The organism is Pseudomonas sp. UBA3149 (assembly GCF_002364655.1).
Taxonomy (GTDB): Bacteria; Pseudomonadota; Gammaproteobacteria; order Pseudomonadales; family Pseudomonadaceae; genus Chryseomonas; species Chryseomonas luteola.
Genome location: NZ_DEYV01000002.1, coordinates 12,651 through 30,740, shown reverse-complemented (window position 1 = coordinate 30,740; position 18,090 = coordinate 12,651). Strand labels below are relative to the sequence as shown.

At 53.8% G+C, this 18,090-nt stretch carries 17 protein-coding genes and 1 pseudogene; 10 read left to right on the top strand and 8 right to left on the bottom strand.

Features of this window, described 5'->3' with window-relative positions; all coding sequences use genetic code 11:
• The first annotated feature begins 29 nt into the window (after nt 1-29).
• Nucleotides 30-1,277: an MFS transporter gene (locus B3729_RS00655; protein WP_010798889.1), complete on the top strand. Its 1,248-nt coding sequence runs from the start codon at nt 30-32 to the stop codon at nt 1,275-1,277.
• A 203-nt stretch (nt 1,278-1,480) separates the two neighbouring features.
• Here the strand turns inward: B3729_RS00655 and B3729_RS24665 are convergent, their stop codons facing one another.
• The 4 genes from B3729_RS24665 to B3729_RS00640 form a co-directional block, all read right to left on the bottom strand.
• Nucleotides 1,481-1,789, bottom strand: a complete 309-nt coding sequence (locus B3729_RS24665) for a transposase (RefSeq protein WP_073449911.1) — start codon at nt 1,787-1,789, stop codon at nt 1,481-1,483.
• Between the two features lie 185 nt (nt 1,790-1,974).
• Nucleotides 1,975-2,133 carry a transposase gene (locus B3729_RS00650; RefSeq protein ID WP_112297996.1) on the bottom strand — a complete coding sequence of 53 codons (159 nt, stop codon included), beginning with the start codon at nt 2,131-2,133 and terminating at the stop codon, nt 1,975-1,977.
• A 120-nt stretch (nt 2,134-2,253) separates the two neighbouring features.
• Entirely contained in the window at nt 2,254-2,463 is a 210-nt protein-coding gene (locus B3729_RS00645; RefSeq protein WP_010798888.1) for a hypothetical protein, read from the bottom strand.
• A 450-nt stretch (nt 2,464-2,913) separates the two neighbouring features.
• Entirely contained in the window at nt 2,914-3,852 is a 939-nt protein-coding gene (locus tag B3729_RS00640; protein ID WP_286786751.1) for a L,D-transpeptidase family protein, read from the bottom strand.
• Nucleotides 3,853-4,113: 261 nt separating this feature from the next.
• On the opposite strand from B3729_RS00640, the gene mrdA reads away from it, so the two are divergent.
• On the top strand, nt 4,114-6,006 hold the full coding sequence (mrdA, locus tag B3729_RS00635; protein ID WP_286786750.1) for a penicillin-binding protein 2: 1,893 nt from the start codon (nt 4,114-4,116) through the stop codon (nt 6,004-6,006).
• Nucleotides 6,007-6,043: 37 nt separating this feature from the next.
• Here the strand turns inward: mrdA and B3729_RS00630 are convergent, their stop codons facing one another.
• Nucleotides 6,044-6,970, bottom strand: a complete 927-nt coding sequence (locus B3729_RS00630) for a TIGR03571 family LLM class oxidoreductase (RefSeq protein ID WP_286786749.1) — start codon at nt 6,968-6,970, stop codon at nt 6,044-6,046.
• 12 nt (nt 6,971-6,982) lie between these two features.
• Nucleotides 6,983-8,188 (bottom strand): MFS transporter, encoded by a 1,206-nt coding sequence (locus B3729_RS00625; protein WP_125888876.1) that lies wholly within the window; start codon nt 8,186-8,188, stop codon nt 6,983-6,985.
• Nucleotides 8,189-8,286: 98 nt separating this feature from the next.
• On the opposite strand from B3729_RS00625, the gene B3729_RS00620 reads away from it, so the two are divergent.
• The 6 genes from B3729_RS00620 to B3729_RS00595 all read left to right on the top strand — a co-directional run bounded on the left by B3729_RS00620 (nt 8,287) and on the right by B3729_RS00595 (nt 14,281).
• A complete protein-coding gene (locus B3729_RS00620) occupies nt 8,287-9,255 on the top strand; it encodes a LysR substrate-binding domain-containing protein (RefSeq protein WP_286786748.1) in 969 nt (322 codons plus the stop codon).
• Nucleotides 9,256-9,491: 236 nt separating this feature from the next.
• Nucleotides 9,492-11,198: a putative bifunctional diguanylate cyclase/phosphodiesterase gene (locus B3729_RS00615; RefSeq protein ID WP_286786747.1), complete on the top strand. Its 1,707-nt coding sequence runs from the start codon at nt 9,492-9,494 to the stop codon at nt 11,196-11,198.
• A 202-nt stretch (nt 11,199-11,400) separates the two neighbouring features.
• Nucleotides 11,401-11,598, top strand: a complete 198-nt coding sequence (locus B3729_RS00610; protein WP_286786746.1) for a hypothetical protein — start codon at nt 11,401-11,403, stop codon at nt 11,596-11,598.
• 296 nt (nt 11,599-11,894) lie between these two features.
• Nucleotides 11,895-12,503, top strand: coding sequence for a TetR/AcrR family transcriptional regulator (locus B3729_RS00605; protein ID WP_167517181.1), 609 nt, complete (start codon nt 11,895-11,897; stop codon nt 12,501-12,503).
• Entirely contained in the window at nt 12,500-13,729 is a 1,230-nt protein-coding gene (locus B3729_RS00600; protein ID WP_286786745.1) for a multidrug effflux MFS transporter, read from the top strand. The genes B3729_RS00605 and B3729_RS00600 overlap by 4 nt, the downstream gene beginning before the upstream one ends.
• A gap of 90 nt (nt 13,730-13,819) precedes the next feature.
• Complete coding sequence (locus B3729_RS00595) at nt 13,820-14,281, top strand: nuclear transport factor 2 family protein (RefSeq protein ID WP_010798878.1); 462 nt, start codon at nt 13,820-13,822, stop codon at nt 14,279-14,281.
• An 83-nt stretch (nt 14,282-14,364) separates the two neighbouring features.
• On the opposite strand, the gene B3729_RS00590 is transcribed toward B3729_RS00595, so the two are convergent.
• A complete protein-coding gene (locus tag B3729_RS00590; protein WP_286786744.1) occupies nt 14,365-15,771 on the bottom strand; it encodes an APC family permease in 1,407 nt (468 codons plus the stop codon).
• 517 nt (nt 15,772-16,288) lie between these two features.
• On the opposite strand from B3729_RS00590, the gene B3729_RS00585 reads away from it, so the two are divergent.
• Nucleotides 16,289-17,074, top strand: a complete 786-nt coding sequence (locus B3729_RS00585; RefSeq protein WP_286786743.1) for a hypothetical protein — start codon at nt 16,289-16,291, stop codon at nt 17,072-17,074.
• Nucleotides 17,075-17,180: 106 nt separating this feature from the next.
• Nucleotides 17,181-17,354 (top strand): annotated as a pseudogene (locus B3729_RS00580) (hybrid sensor histidine kinase/response regulator); the annotation flags it as partial.
• 120 nt (nt 17,355-17,474) lie between these two features.
• Here B3729_RS00580 and B3729_RS00575 read toward each other — a convergent pair.
• On the bottom strand, nt 17,475-17,846 hold the full coding sequence (locus tag B3729_RS00575; protein WP_010798873.1) for a hypothetical protein: 372 nt from the start codon (nt 17,844-17,846) through the stop codon (nt 17,475-17,477).
• Nucleotides 17,847-18,090: the final 244 nt, after the last annotated feature.

The following is an 18,090-nucleotide window of genomic DNA, read 5'->3' as shown; positions in this document are numbered from 1 at the left end:
GCAACATCGCTTACTCTTGAGGATTCTTTATGCGTAAGGATTACCTCGCTTTTTTCATCTCACTTTTTCTATCGAGGTTGGCGGATCAGATACTGTTATTTATTGTGCCGCTGGTGGTGTTCCAGACCACCAACAGTGCTTCATTGGCGGGACTAGCTTTTTTCGTCGAATCACTGCCGCGATTTCTTGTGTTCCCGTTGTGCGGCGCCCTTTGCGACAAATACCCACCCATTAAGATCCTGCACATCAGTCAGATCTACAGGGCGATCCTCTGTGTACTGGCAATGACGCTCTACGTAATCTTTGACGGCATCGGCTGGTTAGTGTTGCTGTCGGCACTGTGCGGAGTACTTACCACGCAAGGCGTCATGGCTCGTGAAGTACTGATGCCGCATATCTTCCAGCACTACAGCTACACTAAGACCTTGTCCTACTCCCAGATCGCCGACCAGACAGGACTGGTGCTCGGGCCTCTGGTAGCGGCATTGATGCTTGAGGTTTGGGCTTGGCATTGGGTAGTGCTTTGGATCGCTGGATTGTTCCTTCTAGCTGACCTGAGCATGCTGGCGTGGCAACGTCTTAGCCGTATCACGCTAGAGGTGTTTGAGCAGCATCAAGACATCTGGCTGCAGCCCTTAAGAATCGCTTTTGGCCATATCCGTAGAATGGCGGAACTGAAAAAGATCATCACTCTAGCGGTAGGAGTTAATCTGATCGTCGGTGTCACTTTGTCTACCTCAGCAGCAATGGTCATTGGCCAGTACGGCGCCGGTAAGGATACCTATGCAGGTCTGCAAGCGGCAGGAGCGGTAACAACAATCGTGATTCTGTTTCTTCTAGCTCGGATTGTTTTGCCTCTGCGAGTACTCGGGGGTGTCGGATATTCAATGATTGCAATTGGGGCATTTATGAGCGCGCTAAGTCCGAACCTGATCGGCTATGTGCTAGGTTTTCTATTGATCGTAGGTTTCGACAAAATGTTCAATGTCTATATGCGCACTATCCGGCAGCGGGTGATCCCAACCCGGGACTTCGGCAAGACGGTAGGCGTGATCACGCTGCTGAACAACATGTCCCAGCCCTTGGCAGGTTTATTGGTAGCTTTTTTAGCTGCGCCATTGGGCACCCAGAATGTCATCTTAATTTTGGCCGTGCTAACTACTCTTCTTGGGGTATTTGCTATGTGGTGGTACGCAAAGGAACGCGGCCGCTTCCCGACCCCGATTTTCGAGGCTGACCAAGAAGCTGGAAAGAAATCCGTATCCGCTAAACGCTAAATCACTCTAGGATATAACCGTAGCGCTTCAGAGCGCTGCGATCCTCGACGAGATCCCTTATACAACATCATCCGAATCTGCGGTTCGTTCTCAGAAAAGATGCTCCCAGTCGCCCGTCATGTCCAAAAATATCACAAGAGCGGCCAAGCCCAGCCGGTCCCGTATCGTGGTCAATGTTTGTAAGCATAGGTACGCTCTACTACTCAGCGATAGCGGCCAAGTCGCTCCTTGCTGTCTACACCCTTACAGGCGATTCGATCGGTGATCTCTCGTTTGCATAGATGCCTGTGACAGCGCTCTATGTCGTAAGCCTCGTCAGCATGAAGTCTCGCGGGCCAACGGCTAACTCCTTCTGGTTTACCTCGAAGCGTTGATAACACATCAACCAGTGGCTCAAACATAACCGAGTCATGCCTATTAGCACCGCTGATATAAAAGGCGAGTGGCGCGCCGTTGCGATCGGTAATTAGGTGCCGCTTGCTGCCAAGCTTGCCCCGAGCCGTCGTGTACATACGTCCCCGGGGCTAGATACGCTGGCGGCATCTATACTGGCTCGGCTTAGATCCAGGCGAACCGCGCCACGCAGTTCTTCGAGCAGGACACGGTGCAAGCGGTACCAGACACCACACGCCTGCCATTGCTTAAGACGCCTCCAGCAGGTCATACCACTGCCGTAGCACAGTTCCTGGGGTAGACCTTACCAGGGGATGCCGGTACGCGGGAGAAATATGAGGCCATTAAGGGCAAGCTCATCATCCAGAAAAGGGCGGGCGTCTTTGGGTGAGATTTTATGCTCTGGTAATAGCGGCTTGATGCGCTTCCACAGCGCAGCCGTAATCTCTTTGCGATGTCTCATACCTCTATCGTGGACATAGCCAAGCTTAGATTCAAGAGGGTTTTGTTAGCGGCTCTAAATACTCTTCCGGCTGCAATGCAGAAGTTCTAACCTGGACGCCTCATCTGTCAGGTTCATACATCACAGATATTGCTTGCGAAAGCGCTCATACAATTCATGCAGCTCTCGTGTACAGGCGTCTGCATCATCGAGTTGATATAGCTGCGTTCTGGCAGCGTCTACGGCAGCATCATGGAGCTTTCGTGCAAAGGCCAGATAGTCCGCACGCTCCATATCACCCGTCTTTTCCAACACATCACCAACCGCTCCGCTGGCGTTGTCCGTAGGCATCTGCGCTCCTTAATTTCACTACTTCATTGAATTAAGACACGGTGATTCTAACCATAGCACTTTGCTATTAAGCAACGTTTACGTGACCTTTACGAACGGATACATTGACGTGAGGCAAGGGATACAGTGCTTAAACCATAGAGAAACCTTTGAGTAGGATTGCCCCTCACGGCATGGCAAGCTCAACATGCCATTAAGCATGAGCTGCGTAGTGCTTCATTCAAGAGAAGTTACGGTTCAGAGCAGTGCCGGCTGTCAGACCCAGCCAGTTTCAAAGCTCGTTCTGCGGGCACTGTGTGACCAGCTCCCGCAGTGGGTGGACCATAACCGGACGATTGCCCAACCGAGCATGAGTGGTATGGAAGGCCTTGCTAACGCTAGTAATCCAGATGTCTCTATCACTGCTTACTGCTAATACGTAGTAGAGGTTGCTGTTGTTACCTGAGAGGGCTATACGCCAGGCTGGCCTAGTGTCGCAATCTCGACCGGCACGCCGCTCAAGGTTTTTACAGCCTCATCGATTCTGGTCCAGTCCACTTGGGCGTTCAGCCCCAGATCCGTCCGCTGAATGAGCGCATTGACCAAGGCAGTTTTCTGATCGATCACCGCTGGCTGCCCTGTATTTGTCGATAACGGCTGGTGGGCTTGGATATAGAGCTTTCCGCCGCTGACACCAAACTCATAGGGCTCATTAATGAAGCGCACCGGGGTTCCTACAGGAACCATGCCTACTAGTTCCGTTACGTCCTTGTTGAGCAAGTGAATGCACCCATGGCTGACCTGCATGCCAATCCCGAATTTCTGATTGGAACCATGGATGAGATAGCCCGGCAGGCCTAGGGTCAGCTTGTAGGGCCCCAACGGGTTGTCCGGCCCGGGCGGTACAACCGTAGGCAGGATGTCGCCCTCCGCTGCATGTTCCGCGCGGATGGACGTGGGCGGATACCAGCTAGGGTCCTTGATCTTGCCGGTGATCTTCGTTGTGGTTACGGGCGATCCCCATCCCTCGCGGCCGATACCAATAGGATAAGTAAAGACCGTATGACCATCTTTTGGGAAGTAGTAAAGACGATACTCCGCCAGGTTTATTACGATGCCTTCACGAGGCCCCGGCGGCAGAATGAAACGGGTAGGCAGTACAATCTTGGTACCTGCCCCCGGCAGCCAGGCATCGACGCCCGGGTTAGCAGCAACCATTGCGTTGTAGCCCAGATCATAGGTGTCATCCAGATCAGCGAACGTGTCTTCGTACTTGGCCTCGATCACCTGAACCTGCCCAATGATGTCCTCACCCGGCGGAGGCAGAGGAAACTCAAGCGCCATAAGCGGGCTGGAAAACAGGCTGACCGCCCACGTCATCCCGACCACAGACAAGGCACGTGTCCACATAGGAAGATCCTTCGATAGTACTTGATCAATGAGATGACTATTAGATTGAGCTGGTACGACTTAAGACACACTTGGTAAACAAACATTACTTGACGCTCTTCTACTAAGACCGTCCAGGTGCATCATTTGCACCCCTGTCATTTCATTAATCGGCTCGCGAAGCCGTTTCGCCGGTACACTAGGGCAGTTATTACGCCAGTACGCCTTCATCTTCTTACTCTGTGGCTGGCCGGTCTTAATTCTTTAGCTCAGCGTTTATTCATGTTCTCAAAAATTCCGCTTCAGGATCACGAGCGCAACGCCAAGATGGCGAACCGCCGCGTACTCATTTTTTCGGTAATCACGTTCTTTCTGTTTCTCGTCCTGATGGGCCGAATGTATTACCTACAGGTCATCACCTATGGCTACAACACGACCCTATCGGAAAATAACCGTGTTCATGTTCTTCCTATCCCACCGGCTCGGGGCTTGATCTATGATCGTAACGGTGTCGTGATCGCGGACAACAAGCCAAGCTTTGACCTCACCCTGACCAAAGAGCGTGCTGGAAAGTTGGATGAGGTCCTGCATAATGTCATCAAGACGCTGGATCTTCCTGAGGAAGACCTGGAGGATTTCGAGCACGTTGTGCATCAGGTTCATCGTCCCTACCAGCCCATCACGCTGATTTCCGATCTGTCGGAGGAGCAGATTGCCAAGCTGGCCGTCAATCAGTTCATGCTGCCTGGTACGGATGTCGAAGCGCACTTCATTCGCCATTACCCCTACGGTGATGACTTTGCCCATGTAGTTGGTTATGTCGGGCGCATCAATGATGCAGAGCAGAAGAAACTCGACGAGACCAATTACAGCGGCACCGATATCATCGGCAAGACGGGTGTAGAACACTTCTATGAAGACGAACTGCACGGGCAGGTTGGCTACGAAGAGGTCGAAACCAATGCCCGTGGTCGCATCCTGCGTACCTTGAGCCGCACCAATCCAATACCGGGCAAAGACATCACGCTGAGTCTGGATATCAACCTGCAAAAGGCCGCAGAACACGCCCTGGGTGATCGCCGAGGCGCCATCGTGGCGCTCGACCCCAACACAGGCGAGGTTCTTGCCATGGTGAGCAAGCCCAGCTTCGACCCCAACCTGTTCGTCAAAGGCATCAGCTTCAAGGATTATGCCCAGCTGCGGGACTCCATCGACCGTCCTCTCTACAACCGGGTGCTACGGGGACTTTATGCTCCCGGCTCGACCATCAAGCCGGAAGTCGCCATCGCAGGGCTGGATACCGGCGTGATCACACCGGCCACGCGCATCTTCGATCCCGGTTATTACGAGTTGCCCAATTACGATCACAAATATCGGAACTGGAACCGTAATGGCGATGGCTGGGTGGATCTGGATGCCGCCATCATGCGCTCCAACGACACCTACTTTTATGAGGTGGCCCATCGTCTGGGTATCGATAACCTGCACGACTATCTGTCGCACTTTGGATTAGGACAGCGTGTGTCCATCGACATGGATAGCGAGGCGACCGGCCTGATGCCGTCCCGGGAATGGAAGCGCGCCACACGCCGGCAGATGTGGTATCCCGGTGAGACGCTTATCCTGGGAATTGGCCAGGGCTATATGCAGGTTACACCGCTTCAGCTCGCCCAGGCTACATCGCTGATTGCCAGCAAAGGCGTATGGCATCGACCCCACCTGGCCAAGCTCATAGGTGACTCGCCGATACAGGACCCAAACCCAGTGCCAAACATCAAGCTGCATGATCCGCGCGAGTGGGATGCCGTGAACGAAGGCATGCAGATGGTAATGCATGCCCCACGAGGCATCGCACGACAGGCTGCCCAGGGGGCGCAGTACCGTATCGCCGGCAAGAGTGGTACGGCGCAGGTGGTCGCCATACGGCAGGGTGAACGGTACGACCGCACCAAAGTCAAGGAACGTAACCGTGACAATGCGCTGTTTGTAGGGTTTGCCCCGGCAGAAGATCCGAAGATCGTGGTGGCGGTCATGATCGAGAACGGTGAGGCGGGAGGCCGTGTAGCAGGCCCTGTGGTGCGGGAGGTCATGGACGCCTGGCTTCTCAATGCAGACGGTCATCTGAAGGAGCAGTACGCGCACAGCCCCAAAAACTCCTCGGATGTTCACGGCTAAATCTGGAGTGACCGGGCCGGTTTACGGCCCGGTTTTCTTATTTAGCGTGAAAAACCGGCAGAACGTACTCTGCAATCTCCTCCATCGTCTGGGCTACAGGACGCTGATTACGCCGGAAATGCAGGCCGATATGCTGCACACCGGCCGCCTTCATGGCCTCAAGCTCTTTGATCAGCTCCCGACGCCCCGCCGCAATACCAAAGCGATGTCGCACCAAGGAGGCGTTCGGGTCCGCCAGCAGGTCCAGATGGATAAAGCTTATGTATGGCTTGTCACCGGCAACACTGCGCCAGAGTGCGCTGCGCTGTACATGCTCAACAGGTGTTCCAGGATAAGCCAGCAAGCCATCCATCTGCTCACCGATCCAGTCTGGCCGCTGCTGGGCCATACCGGCGACTAACAGCGGTAACGGCTCTGCTGGACGGGGCAGCAACCGTATACCCGCAGGCAGTTTGGTCGCGCCCCAATCGCGGAACATACCGATCTGGGTTCGAAACGCATGGCTGCGGCTGTCATAGCTTTTGCCAAACACCGGATACTCCACTGGCCTGTCGCCGCTGGCGACACCTAATAGCAGTCGTCCCTTGCTCAGTTGGTGAATGGTTGCGGCGGACTTCATGGTCAGCATCGGCTCACGCAGCGGCAACACAATGGCGGCCGTACCAAGCAGAATGCGCTCCGTAATACCGGCCAGATAACCCAGATAACTAAACGCCTCGAATACCTGGGCGGCATCGCCAAACTCCGGATCGTATAGCGGCACATCGCGTATCCACAGGGCCCGGTATCCTAGCCGATCCGCCAGCCTTGCCAGTTCAGCATGCGCCTCAAGGTCAGGCTCGCCGGGTAGGCGGCCGGCGTGCTGCCGTGCCAGCCCACCCGCTGCCGTCCAGTCATTATCCAGAGGAAGCTCGATCCCAATGCTGAAGCCTTCGGCAGTCAATGCACTCAATGCAGACGACATACAAGACTCCTATCAGTGACTTGGCGTGAGTGTAGTGCGGGATGGCATCGCTGCACTCGAGTTACGCTGATCCAATCGGCCACTGAGTAGGGTCAGCCCCAATGCAACCAAGACCACCAGCCCGCCGATCCAGGCCGTATGAATAAGCCCGACCTGCGCAACGATATGCCCACCCAACCAAGCGCCCCCGGCAATGCCTAGGTTGAACGCGGCAATGTTAAGACCGGAGGCCACATCCACCGCCTGCGGCGTATGCTGCTCCGCCTGCTGGACAACATATACCTGCAGACCCGGCACGTTGCCAAACGCCACCGCTCCCCAGACCAGTACGGTTGCCAATGCCAACCAGATATGGCTTGCAGTAAAGGTCAATACGAACAACACCGCAGCCAACAGTGCAAAGATAATCATCAGCGCACGGATAGGACCACGTTTATCGGCCAGCTTACCGCCCCAGATATTACCGATAGCCACCGAGATACCGTATATCAGCAATACCAGGCTGACCGCATTCGCACCAAGCCCGGTGATGTCTTGCAGTATCGGCGCCAGGAACGTAAAGGCAATAAAGGAGCCACCGTAACCCACTGCAGTCATGGCATATACCAGCAGTAGCCGAGGGGCTTTCAGTACCTGCAGTTGCTGCAGCAAAGACGCAGGCTTGCTGTGCTTGATGTCTGAAGGAACAAACATCAGGCTCCCAATAAAAGCCATTATTCCCAATGCCGAAACAGCCAGAAATGTTTCTCGCCAGCCCACATGCTGCCCAATGAATGTGCCCAGCGGGACACCTGTCACCAGCGCAACCGTAAGGCCGGTAAACATGATGGCAATGGCACTTGCCGCTTTTTCCTTTGGCACCAGACTAGTCGCGATGGTCGAGCCGATGGAGAAGAACACACCGTGGGCCAGGCCAGTCACGATACGAGCCAGAATCAGCGACTCATATCCAGGTGCCCGCCACGCCAGAAGGTTACCTAGCGTGAATAACACCATCAGCGCCAGCAGGAGAAACTTACGTGGAACCCGGCCGGTCAGGGCAGTCAATACAGGCGCCCCTACCGCAACACCCAAAGCGTACAGACTGACCAGCAGACCCGCTGACGGCAACGTAACCTGTAGATCAGCCGCAATGGTAGGAATAAGACCGACAATGACAAATTCAGTAGTCCCAATGGCAAAGGCGCTAAGCGTTAGCGCCAACAAGGCAATAGGCATGAAAGAGACTCCGTTGAAGTAGATGAAGCCAGTCTGCGCGACTTATTCATGCCTAAAAATAGGGTTTCAAGCATATTATTTTTGATTAAAATTCACGAATGAAAACGACCCTCGATGAATTACTTGCGTTTACCACCGTAGTGGATACCGGTTCCATTACCGCAGCCGCCGACCATTTGGACCAAACGGCCTCTGGTGTCAGCCGGGCTCTCAGCCGACTCGAGGAAAAGCTCGACGTCACCCTGCTCAGGCGGACGACGCGCCGGCTTGAGTTGACAGAGGAAGGCGAGACATTGCTGACTCAGGCGCGCAAGATCCTGGCGGCCGTTGAAGAAACCGAAGAGCAGATGGCCATACGGCGGCAACGTCCGGCGGGACGTTTGCGCGTGAATGCCGCCTCGCCCTTCATGCTGCATGCACTGGTCCCGCTTGTAGAAGGGTTTCACAAGCGTTATCCCGAAATCGAACTGGAGCTGCACAGCAGTGACCAAATCATCGACCTGATCGAACACCGTACGGACATCGCCATCCGGATTGGTACGTTGAAGGACTCAACTCTACATGCTCGACCGCTTGGCAGCAGCCGATTACGGGTACTGGCCAGCCCCACTTACTTGAAAGCGAACGGCCAGCCTCATTCCGTTGACGAACTGGATCATCACCAGCTGCTCGGCTTTACCCAACCCGAAAGTCTAAATCAGTGGCCCCTGCGTCACCCACTGGGAGACAGCCTCTCTGTTAACCCTGCGCTCAAGGCTTCCAGCGGCGAGACGCTCCGTCATATGGCCTTACAAGGCATAGGGATCGTTTGCCTGTCCGATTTCATGACGCAGCGCGACCGAGTCTCCGGTGAGCTGATAGAGCTGCTCACCCGGGAAACGGTCGAGGTACGACAACCGATTCATGCGGTTTATTATCGCAACACCGCCCTCGCCTCACGCATCACATGCTTTCTGGATTACGTGACCACTGCGCTGGGCCAGGAGCCTTGGGCTCAGGTGGGCACACCGCCTTATAAAGGCTCTAACTCCAGCTGGCAAAGCAGCACCCATAACCAAGAACACTAATCGTGTTCTTCTGGTCCCACATGTTATAGAGCCAGGCACTTCCGCCATGCCCGACCTAGAACAGCGATTATCGGATCAACGGTGTGCTTGCAGCGGGCACAAACCGCCGAGGCAGTGCTAACGTCGCTGTAAGCCCGGATCGTACTCCAATCTCTAGTCCTGGCTTCGGTAGGCGGGAAGCGCTTCGATAGATCAAGCTGCTTGAATATCATTCTTTGCGGTAGTTGCTATCTAACATGACCGATAAATACAGGACTGCGGTAGACGCGGCTGCCATTTTCTCCGAAACCGATCCAGACGGGACCATTACCTACGTCAACGATCAGTTCTGTGCCGTGTCGGGTTACAGCAAAGAGGAGCTTCTAGGCTCCAACCATCGTATTCTGAACTCGGGCCAGCATCCGCAGGAGTTCTACGATAGCATCTGGGCCACCATCACCCGGGGTGAGATCTGGAAGGGAGAGATCTGCAATCGCCGCAAGGATGGCTCCCTGTACTGGGTAAACAGCACCATCGTGCCGATTACGGACGACGAAACCCAGGAAGTCGTCAAATACATCTCAATCCGCTTCGATGTGACCGAGCATCAGGAGCTGCTTCAAGCACTGCAGTGGCGGGCGTCCCATGACGTGTTGACTGGCCTGCCTAATCGGGCATTGCTGCATGAACGCCTGGGCATGGCTATTTCCTCAGCTCGCCGCCATCACCGCCTACTCGCGCTGGGCATGCTTGATCTGGATGGGTTCAAAATCATCAATGATACCTACGGGCATGCCATCGGGGATCGCCTGCTGGTAGAAGTGGCCAATCGATTGCACGAAACGCTCCGTGAGGAGGATACATTGGCCCGAATGGGGGGCGACGAGTTTGTCCTGATCCTCAACGACATCCAACTGCAAACACTCCCCATCAGCCTGCGCCGCCTACTCGAAACGCTTTCCCAGCCCTACGAGATTGATGGCCAGAGTCTGGAGATTGCCGGCAGCATCGGCGTTACTATCTACCCCAATGATAACGAGGATCCAGATACCCTTTTGCGCCATGCCGACCAGGCCATGTATCAGGCCAAGCAAGACGGACGAAACCGCTTTCAGATTTTTGATGTGCCAACCAACAACGAAGCGCGGGCAGCCTCCCTGATGCTGGCACGCCTGGAGCAGGCCCTGATGAGGCAGGAACTGCGCTTGTATTACCAACCTAAGGTCAACCTGCAGACCGGCAAGGTTATCGGATTCGAAGCCCTGCTACGCTGGCAGAGCCCCTATGAGGGATTGGTTCCTCCGCTTCAATTCCTGCCTTTCGTCGAACGCAATGACCTCATCGTGGAGATTGGTGAATGGGTCATCGATCAAGCCCTGCGTCAAATCAAGCAGTGGAGTCTCCTGGGTCATAGCTGGCCGGTGAGTGTCAATATCGCTGCCCGGCACTTTCAGAAACCCAACTTTGTCGAGCGCCTGCGGACGATACTGGACCGGCATCCGGAAGTTTCACCAAACCTGCTGGACATCGAGATCGTCGAGTCGACTGCCATTGAGAACATGGAGCATGTCACGCATTGCCTAATGGCCTGCCAAGCCATGGGTGTGACATTCTCACTGGATGACTTTGGGACGGGTTACTCCTCCCTGAGCTACCTCAAGCGCTTGCCCGCCCAGACCATTAAAATTGATCAATCGTTCGTGCGCGACATTTTGACTGACAAAGAAGACCTGGCCCTTTCCGAAGCCATTATCGGTCTGTCCAAGGCCTTTGACCGAGAGGTATTGGCCGAGGGCGTCGAAACGCGCTCTCAAGGCAAAATGCTGCTTGAGATAGGGTGTCAGCTGGCCCAGGGATATGGCATCGCCCGGCCCATGCCTGCCGATCAGGTCTTGAAATGGGTCGAACATTATTCCCGGTCGCCTTCCTGGGAAGGTGAGAGCCAGCAAGATTTGAGTCCATAAACAGACCGTACGCTTTTACAGCAGCCAGCGTATCGGAATGTGTTTCACCTCTATGACACCTTCATCAGAGCAGCATGGCACACGCAGTTGCGATATCGGCCTTATAGTTTTAAAAATCGAAATAATCCATTCGCTGGCAGCCTAATTATTTCCTAATTCAAGCATTGCATAATGGACACATCAACCCACACGAGTCACCGCAATGACCATTATGAAAGCTGCCCTTGTCACCGCCACTCTCCTTCTCGCTGCTCAAGGTGCCTCCGCTGAAGAATCGTCCCTGATGCAGGACAAACTACTGACCAAGAATCAGCAAGCCATCCTAATGCAGAAGGAAAAAGCAGAAGCTTCCGCTACCGCATCCGTCAAGCAGACTGATCAGCAGAAGAAAAGCTGCTGAAGTTGGTACTGAGACCAGAAGGATACATTGGAGCCAGTGACTATAGTGCTTCAACGTGTCGTTAGCTGCAGGCGTCTAGGCCGAGGACGACAAGCGGATAACATAGGAATGCTTTTAAAGACTAGCTTTTAATACTGCAATCCTGCCCCTGTTTGACGTAATACCTGCTCACGCCTTTATCCGGTTACCTTTTTGATGGGCACACACAGAAATAATCGCCTCTTTACCTACCGATCGGTAGGTAGCTATTATGATGGCTTGAACAACCAGTAATGTCCCTCTTAAAGGCTCCAGCTATGAATCGCTCTCCCGCTGCTGATCGCATTGTTTCAGCAGCCGTCACTCACTTTGCCCACCGCGGTTATGACGCCTCGTCTCTTGCCGACATCGCTGAAGCGGTCGGTATTCGTAAAGCCTCTCTGTACGCGCACTTCGATAGCAAGGACGATCTGTATATGCAGATCTTTGCAGAGGCATTGCGCATGGAGCAGGACATAGCGCACCAGTGTTTTGTATCGGAAGAATCCAAAACCCTACCCGGACTCACCTATTGCACCAACCTGATCGCGCGCTACGATGAGTCCGATTACCTTAAGTTTCTGTTACGTGCAGGCTATATGCCGCCAGCCGTTTTGGCGGTACCTATCTACAGCGGCCATGAGACTTATCTCGCACAACTGCAGGAAGCCTTTACGGGTCGCCTGAGAGCCTGGACCGATACCCCAGACACCTTGGCAGATGAAGATGTCCAGCTCTATAGCCACGCGTATATCGGAATAGTCGACAGCCTTCAGGTCAAGCTGGTCTATACCGATACTGCCCATGCAGCCGTACGACTCACGGCACTGGAGCGCATGCTATCGAACGCCTTGGCAACTGCAATCAAGTCGGGGGCAGTGGCATGAGCCGGATATCAGCTATACGAGACGCCAACACGATTAGCCTGGCGCTGGTGCTCCTGCTCGCGCTGGTTACTGCCCTGGATGCGATGGCTATCGACATGTATCTTCCTGGGATGCCCGCTATGGCAATGGATTTGCAGGTCTCAGAGGGTCGTATTCAACAAACACTTTCCATCTTCCTGGCAGGCCTGGCGGTTGGTCAGGGCGTTTATGGTCCGCTGCTCGACAGCTTTGGCCGACGTACCCCCTTACTGATCGGTGTCGGTATATTTGTTGCCGGCTCTGCCCTTGCCGCGCTGGCCCCTTCGATAGAGTGGCTCATGGCTGCACGCTTTCTGCAGGCCTTGGGTGCAGCGGCTGGTCTGGTGACTCCACGAGCCATCGTCGCCGACCTTTGCACCGTGAAGGAATCCGCACGCATTTTTTCACTGCTGATGCAGGTGATGATGATCGCTCCAATCACCGCGCCCCTATTGGGTGGGTTCTTTCTTGAGCACGGTAGCTGGCGACTTATTTTCTGGTGCCTATGCGGCCTTGGTCTCGCCGGGTTTGTATGGAGCCTTGCGGTTCTGCCCGACTCTCAGCCCAAAGCCCAACGTGCGCCGCTGAATGTTAGCCGAATCATGTCTGCTTACGTTCGACAGATGCGCCGGCCCGTTTTCATGGTCTATACCTTAGCTGGAGGATTCATCCTCGGCTCGCTGTTTACGTACATCAGTGCATCAGCCTTTATCTTTACCCAACATTTCACCCTTTCCCCAGTCCAGTTCAGCTACCTATTTGCCGCCAACTCAATAGCGCTGGTCATAGGAGGCTTGATTAGCAACAGCCTGCTCAAACGTGGATGGAGCGCCCGAGCGATTGCACTGGCTGGTATGGGATTACATGCGCTGGCAGGAGCCGGGCTGTTTTTACTGGCTCAGGCAGGGCATGCAACGCTAGAGATCTATGGCAGCCTGCTCGCACTCGCAATCGGTGCGCTGGGTCTGGTATTTGGCAACCTTACCGCACTGACCATGGCCGATGCAGGTAAGCAAGCCGGCATTGCATCTGCACTGATGGGCGTCATGCACTATCTCATGTCTGCCGGTGTGGGTTATGTGGTGAGTTTTGCAGCCGCCGGCATAACTTCGCTTCCAGCAACCATAGGGATCTGCGGTGCACTGGCGCTGGTCTTGTGCGCGTCTATACGCTCTGGTCATGCCATGGAAGAAGCCTCTTCGCACTGAAGTCGCATGGCAAGCAAAGGGTCTTGTTATTCAAGCTTCACCTGACATCAGGCGAAGCAGCAATAGCGTTCCATCCAAAAGGACATCACCATGAACATTATGTATAAGCTGAGTGTTGCGGGTCTTGGTCTGGTCATGAGTGGCATTGCGTTGGCGCAGCCACCTCGAGACCTGACAGCTGAAGAAGCCAACCGGACGTTGGTCCTTACATTTTACGATCAGTTCTTCAATCGTCATGAAACAGCCGAGGCCGCCACAGTGATTGCTAATAACTACCGGCAGCACAACCCTGAAGTACCGGATGGGAAGGCACCTTTTGTGGACTATTTCACAGGCTTCTTCAAGGACAATCCCAATTCAAAGGCCAAGGTTGTACGCAGCGCTACCGAAGGGGATCTGGTGTATCTGCACGTACATTCCACTAACGGGACGAATGATCGAGGCCAGGCGGTGGTAGATATATTCAAGGTCGAGAAAGGCAAGATCGTCGAGCATTGGGATGTCATTCAGGATGTCCCTGAGCAGGCTGCCAACGAAAACACCATGTTCTAGCGACCGTTAATAGCCGTTGATGAAAGAATCAACGGCCTGCTTGATGAAAAGGGCACACCCGTGCCCTTTTCTACATCGCTGGCTCAGGAAAGATCAGGCTCGAACAGCTTGCGCTTCATGTAGACCTTTACCCAGAACGCCGCAACAAGGCTGACCACTAGCAGAATACCGCCGGTAATCTTGTAGACCTGCTCGGTTATCTCTGGCGAAGGTGAATTATGGAGCGCGACATAGCCCATCCCCAGAATGCCCAGCAATTGAGGCAATGGGTAAAACGGTGTCTTGTAGGGGCGAGCGTGCTCAGGCATGCGCCAGCGAAGAACGATCACATTGATATGAGCTACCATGTAAGCCAGCAACCAACTGGTAGAGGCAGCAATGACCAGGGTGATGAGCGATTCAATGCTGCCGAGCAATACTGGCAGGGAAACAATTGCAGAGAGAAAAAGAATCGCCACCCATGGCGTTCCAAAGCGCTTGCTCACACACTTGAACTGCGGAAAAACCTGGCCGTTCTCAGCCATCCCCTGCAGCATACGTGCAACCGCGGCAAGAACCGTGTTGATGGTACTGCACGTTGCGGCACAAGCCATGACTGTCGCAATCAGCAGACCTGCCTTGCCAAATACCGCATTCGCATAGTCAAGATAAGGCAGCGGTGAAGTAGTCAATGTCTCCACGCCGAGATAGTAGGACGCACCGATGGCAAAGGTCAGAAAGATCGCCAGCATTACCAGCAGCGACAGGAACATTGCACGAGGAATATTGCGTTCAGGTCGATGGACTTCTGCAATCATGGGACAGATGAATTCGACGCCTACCATCAACCACATGGCCAGCGCGACTAATCCCAGAAAGCTTCCATCCCGGATAGAGACAAAGCTCCAATCCACTCCGGTTTCCGTAATATCCGGGTGCGGTGCCACAAACCCCGTTACGGCAGACAAGCCAATCAGGACCAGAGCGCCTACCAAAATAAAGGCCAGCATGTTCTGCACCCGAGCAAACACATCGGCCCCCACCAGATTGGTAACTGTCAGAATGATCAGAATGGCGATAGGCACTACCTTGAGCGGAAACAGGCCAGGCAGCAATTGACCGACAATAGCATCTACCAGAAACATCTCCACAGGCAGTGCCAGCATTGCGACCACGACATAACCAGCAAATACCGCCACGATAGCGGGAAAATGACCAATCGCCTTTTGCGTGTACGTAGCCAACGTCCCGGCCTGAGGATACATCAGGGACAATTCGGAGAACGTCATGGCATTGAATAGCGCAAGCGTAAATGCCATGATCATGGCGGCAATGAACCCCATCCCGCCCAAGCCAATCCCCTGCGTCGCTGAAATCATCGACCCCTGCACGATGACCACACCGACGCAGATCGACATCATGGTGAGAAAGCCCAGCTTTTTCCTTATGGGTACTGTTGTTCCGGTAGAAACATTGGCGTTCGCAAGCACTGAAGCACTTTTCGAATTCATAGTGTCACCCTCTCCGCATCATGGCGTTGAGCATTAACTGCTGCGCTGCAGGACGATGTGCCTACAGATGCCTTCTACTGTGAGGCGCAGCCGCCAGGATTACTTGTCTCTGGATGCCGCCCTTTTTGCATGAGGGTGTCAGCTTGATCGTACAGCCGTTGACACGGCCATGAGCCATTACTACGCCTTCAGCGAATCGATGGTGAGCGCGCACGGGCAGCAATCTGAAAATGGCCTGGGAGATAGAAGATGCCAAACAATCGACCTGCCTGTTACAGACTGGTCATGCGAGTCTTGCGGCTATTGTCATGTCGAAACCTGATTTTGGAACGTCATGGTCACTCACGGTCAGCACAAGTGCTATTGAAACATTTGCATTAAGGCCTAGAGCTAATTCTTTAAACCAGTAAACCGCATCGTTTCCACCCTTTAGAGCGATAGCCTGATCCTGGCTACAGGCAGAGAATCAGAATTCAGTTCGTCCCGGTCAACTGTCATGGAAAGGATGGAGCGCGCTATGTTTGGCCATAAACCACTTGTCGTCACTGCCCTGTTTTCAGTCAGCCTTAGTGCTTTAGCGGAAATGAATACAGCAGAACTTACTCAGGAAGGGGATTATCTTTCTGCATCAATCGAACAAACGGCAACCAACAGCCAAGCCACTGTTTATCAGCAAGGCTCAGATAGCACTGTCACTCTTCGGCAATTACAAGGCGACGGCAATCAAGCCGTAGTTGTGGCACAGCAGTTCTACTATAGTCAGGTCGACCTGCTTCAGAGTGGCGATAACAACCGGGCCAATATCCAAAACATCCGCTCTGACAATCGTTTAACTGCATCACAAGTAGGCGCTAATAACCAGCTCCTCATACCTTCAGCTAAATATATTTATGGATACGGGTCCACAATACGTAGCGATACTCAAGGCGATGACAACAACGTCACTATCGAGCAAGGTGCCGAACAAAGCAGTATCGACTACGATGTGATTGGCAATGCCAATACCGTTCATGTTGATCAAGCCACCATATCTGAGACCATTACCGGCACTATGATTGGCAATGGTAATGCTGCCGATATCCAGCAAAGCGGGCAATATAACGGCTCGATAAGGCTGGACCAAGAGGGCGATTTCAATACTGCCTTCATAAACCAGGCCTCGTACGAAGGTGCCAGCCACACAGTCGTGTCTCAAACCGGGACATTTAATGATGCCCACGTGGAACAGTTACGGCACTTTGCGGGCAGTAACACGACGCTGACCCAGACAGGAACTGGCAATAGTGCACGCGTCATTCAATAAGCTATTCGTCCAAGCGGACGCTCAAGTCACTACCACTGAGCATGACCATAAGCAAAACGGCCATGCTCATATTCATTCAATTAATACTCCCCTATCTGTGTCAGCAATTACCGATGCAGGGCGAGGAGTTCGTCCCACGCTGAAAACCCTGTTTATCACGGGATACGCCGAAAACGCAGCTATTGGTAACGGCCACCGTGATCCTGGCATGCAGATACTGACCAAACCTTTTGCAATCGACATGCTTGCTGCCCGGGTAGGCGAACTGATGAACGCCTGACGTTTGCAGGTATTGATAGCGCACCGTTCAGTCGCGCTAGACCCATCTCTCCAGACTCCCTCCGCATGAGGCAGGCGAACCCTTTCCTCTACCAAAGCCGCTTTGAATAGCCATCAGGTCTCAAGAGGAGCGCTCCAGGAATGATCTGTGTGGCAGCAGGCCTACACGCCAGGAAATCTGATGACCATTACATTGAACGAGCATGCTGCGCTCACGATACGCTTCGCGGGAGGAAAGGGTTTCCGCCTCTTCTTCTGTGATGCCATCCAGACGGTTGCGGCTAATCACACGATAACTCTCATCTCCACACAGTAGCGCCGCTTCCGAATGGCAGGACGACCAATGGCCTAACAAGCCGTTGCACTCCACGGCGTATCCAGCTGTTCCGTCCTGCAGATAAGCCGTCTGGGAAGTGGCACAGCCTGACAACAGGATCAGTCCGGACAGCAAGGCGCCCATGCTGGCGTTATGAAAGAGAGATGAGAGAGTCATGGCTGAGTGCTCAGGTGGGTATGAGCACTATGGTAGGAGGCAACCTGACACTCAAAAAATTGTTTGCCGAGATACCTTCTATTACGTTGAAAGATAGTTATCTCTCAAGTCCGGCCCCTGCGTCAGTCACCTCATTCAATCTGGCACCTACTTAAGGAGTTGCTCAGAATAAACCGCAGCAGCTCTCTTACTAAGCTAGCTGCTTACAGGACGAGCAAACGTCGAAGCGGCCTGTCCACACATT